This is a genomic window from Mesorhizobium sp. M1143 (assembly GCF_040318435.1).
In the GTDB taxonomy this organism is placed as follows: domain Bacteria; phylum Pseudomonadota; class Alphaproteobacteria; order Rhizobiales; family Rhizobiaceae; genus Mesorhizobium.
Map to the genome: position 1 here is coordinate 1 of NZ_JAMYMJ010000135.1, position 3,183 is coordinate 3,183.

Genomic DNA, 3,183 nt, shown 5'->3' on the forward strand with positions numbered 1-3,183 from the left:
CTTCAAGATGGCCCAGGATGCGCTGCCGTCGGGTCGGGATCTGGCGTCGCAATCGACGCTGTGCCGGCTGGAGAACCTACCCGGGGTGCGGGAGCTGGTCGCGATGGGGCGGGCGATGGTCGATCTCTATTGCGCCTCGTTCCGGCAAGTGCCGAAGCGGATCGTACTCGACATTGACGACACCTTCGACGCTGTGCACGGAGGCCAACAGCTTCGCCTGTTCAATGCCCACCATGACGAGTACGGCTTCCAGCCGATCGTCGTGTTCGATGGTGCGGGACGGTTCGTCAGCGCGATCCTGCGACCGGCCAAGCGGCCGAGTGGGGCTGAGATCCGCCCCCACCTGCGCCGTCTGGTGCGGGCGATCCAGATCAACTGGCCGAACATTCGAATCCTGCTCCGCGGCGATAGCCCTTATTGCAACCCGCAGGTCATCGACTGGTGCCGCGCCAACGACGTCGACTTCATCTTTGGCCTCGCGCCCACCACGACCCTGCACAAGCATGTCGCGGATCTGGAGGCCAGCACGACCGCGCGCTTCGAAGCGTCGGCCAAGACAGGCAAGGTCCGCAGGTTCAAGAAGTTCGTTGACGGCGCCGCTAGTTGGAGCCGCGTCGAGCGCATCATCGCGCGGGTCGAGGTCGGCGCCCACGGTGGCGATATCCGCTTCGTCCCCCGCCTGCCATCACGCCGGAGCAATCCCGGCGCCTGACGAGGCGCGTGGAAAAGCACCGCAACGGCGACCACAGCGTCGCTTCAGGCCGTCAAAAGCTTATCGCCGTGCATCAAGGCGGCTAGATGGCAACGAGGCTTATGCCGCCCGAGCATCGCAGCTAAGTATGCATGAGGGGTCGTCCCTTCAAAATACTTGATACATTTGCGCTTGCGTAGCTCCTTGCATACGCTCGATGCCAGGAGGAGACCTCTGTTCTAAACGCTCGCATCGATGCAACGCCGTTGACACCATCAGCGCGGCGACCGCTTTGCCGCGGCCGCCGCAGCCCTTTTCGAGCATGACGATCATGCCGGCGCCATCGCAGTGATGCACTTGCAAATTCAGAGATGCACTCTGGCCAAATGCTAGGTGCCCAGCATATGTCCGGCATCCCGCAACGCCTCTACGAAGAGACGGGCATTGCCGTTGGCATCCATCTTGGCCTGCATCGACAGGGGCATCCTGTGCCAGCTCTCCAAGGCCGCAATGTAATGTGAGAACATACCGTTAACGATGCAATAGTGGGTAACTAGGCCGTGTCCGTCTAACGCCAGCACGCCGAATTGGCCGCCGTGATATCGGATGGCTGCGACCCGCTGGACCTGCGCGTCACCGTCGATCCGCACGTTGAAAAGCAGGCTGCCGCGGCTCCTGGTGGCTATCTCGGCGGCTTTTTCAGCGAAGCTCAACGAGAGCGAGCGGACGCTTTCGACTGCCATCTGTAAAACCATCAAGTTCAGTTCATCCACTGCCATAAGGTACCTGTGCGCAAGACATGGGTGATTGCAATCGACCACACCGCTTGTTCACAGATGTCGGCTCACGACCGGTTATTCAGGGTTCGCCGGTTATCCATTGAGGGCGTGCTCATCAAAATGATCCTGACGTGGAATGCGCTGCATCTACGAAGCGCGAGGAGCAGGCCAGCCAAAGCTGTCGCGACAATTGATCTCATAATCCACCCCGATATCTGGATTTCGGCATCGCTGAACATCCCTGGTAAGTGAGCTGTTTGCGGCAAGCCCATCTCGGCTTTGTACTCCGAAACCGTTGCAATGGCGTCGCTCGGCGCTCGGGACCGACAGGCTCTGCTCGTCGAGAACTTTGTCCCCGAGAAGCGTTCGACTTTGAGCATTCCGCTGAAGGGTGACGTCTCGCCAGTCCGTGTCCTTGCAGCTCACCGCGATGGCTTTTTGCGCATCGCACGCAAGCGCACGAATTGGTCTCCGTTCACTTCACAAAATGGTTTTCCTGAAGTACTGGAGCGCAGAGAAATCTCCGGTCGCAGCCTACCCGGTTAAAACAAGGACCCAACGATGAAGACTCTCGTCGTCTGCTCCGGCGGATTGGATTCCGTTACTCTTGCCCACAAGGTGGCAGCGGAGCACCAGCTGACCGGCCTGCTATCGTTCGATTACGGCCAACGGCATAGGAAGGAATTGGGCTTCGCCACCCTTTGCGCGGAGCGCCTGAGTGTCCCGCAGCGAATCATCGATATCCACGAGATCGGCGGCGACCTTTCCGGCTCCGCGCTGACCGACAATGTGGACGTGCCCGACGGGCACTATGCCGAAGACACGATGAAGATAACGGTGGTGCCCAACCGGAACGCCATCATGTTGGCCATTGCCTTCGGCCTCGCCGCAGCGCAAGACGCTGACGCAGTGGCGACGGCCGTGCATGGTGGGGATCACGTTGTCTATCCCGATTGCCGTCCGGCCTTCATCGACGCTTTCCAGATGATGCAGGACCACGCGCTCGACGGCTACGCGCAGATTCGCCTTTATGCACCCTATGTGAACCTGACGAAGGCGGACATTGTTACGGATGGAGCCACATACGGCACGCCGTTTGCGCAGACCTGGTCCTGTTACAAGGGCGCCGAGCGTCATTGCGGGAGGTGCGGGACCTGCGTCGAGCGGCGTGAGGCGTTTCACATCGCTGGGCACCCGGACCCAACCGAGTATGAGGACTCCGACTTCTGGCTCGGAGCGCTGCGAAGGACCACCGCGTAATGTTCCGCATCACCAAGGAATTCCACTTCTCAGCCTCGCATCAGCTCACCTCATTGCCACCCGATCACCAATGCGCGCGCCTGCACGGACATAACTACATCGTCGAAGTGGAGCTTTCAGCGGATGGACTGGACGATCACGGCTTCGTGCGCGACTACCACGACTTGGCGCCATTCAAACGCTACATCGACGAGAGCTTCGACCACCGGCATCTCAACGACGTGCTGGGACACGAGCAAGTCACGGCGGAATATCTGGCCAGACATTTCTACGACTGGTGCAAGGCACGTCTGAGCGAAACCGCGGCCGTGCGGGTGAGCGAAACGCCGAAAACCTGGGCGGAATACCGGCCATGACGAATACTCATCCCGCAATCCGCGTTAGCGAGATTTTCGGGCCGACGATCCAGGGCGAGGGCGTGCTCATAGGTTTGCCGACGATCTTCGTCAGAAC

At 60.2% G+C, this 3,183-nt stretch carries 4 protein-coding genes and 2 pseudogenes; 4 read left to right on the plus strand and 2 right to left on the minus strand.

What is annotated here, in order from left to right:
- Positions 1 to 673 (plus strand): annotated as a pseudogene (locus NKH35_RS31180) (transposase); the annotation flags it as partial.
- A gap of 186 nt (positions 674 to 859) precedes the next feature.
- On the opposite strand, the gene NKH35_RS31185 reads toward NKH35_RS31180, so the two are convergent.
- Both NKH35_RS31185 and NKH35_RS31190 read right to left on the minus strand, forming a co-directional pair.
- Entirely contained in the window at positions 860 to 1,024 is a 165-nt protein-coding gene (locus NKH35_RS31185) for a hypothetical protein (RefSeq protein ID WP_352917517.1), read from the minus strand.
- A 56-nt stretch (positions 1,025 to 1,080) separates the two neighbouring features.
- Complete coding sequence (locus NKH35_RS31190; RefSeq protein ID WP_023833214.1) at positions 1,081 to 1,470, minus strand: hypothetical protein; 390 nt, start codon at positions 1,468 to 1,470, stop codon at positions 1,081 to 1,083.
- 561 nt (positions 1,471 to 2,031) lie between these two features.
- On the opposite strand from NKH35_RS31190, the gene queC reads away from it, so the two are divergent.
- The 3 genes and pseudogenes from queC to NKH35_RS31205 all read left to right on the plus strand — a co-directional run.
- On the plus strand, positions 2,032 to 2,730 hold the full coding sequence (gene queC / locus NKH35_RS31195) for a 7-cyano-7-deazaguanine synthase QueC (RefSeq protein WP_023697800.1): 699 nt from the start codon (positions 2,032 to 2,034) through the stop codon (positions 2,728 to 2,730).
- Positions 2,730 to 3,086 carry a 6-carboxytetrahydropterin synthase QueD gene (gene queD, locus NKH35_RS31200; protein WP_023673552.1) on the plus strand — a complete coding sequence of 119 codons (357 nt, stop codon included), beginning with the start codon at positions 2,730 to 2,732 and terminating at the stop codon, positions 3,084 to 3,086. The genes queC and queD overlap by 1 nt, the downstream gene beginning before the upstream one ends.
- A pseudogene (locus tag NKH35_RS31205) lies at positions 3,005 to 3,183 on the plus strand (7-carboxy-7-deazaguanine synthase QueE); the annotation flags it as partial. The gene queD and the pseudogene NKH35_RS31205, both read left to right, overlap by 82 nt.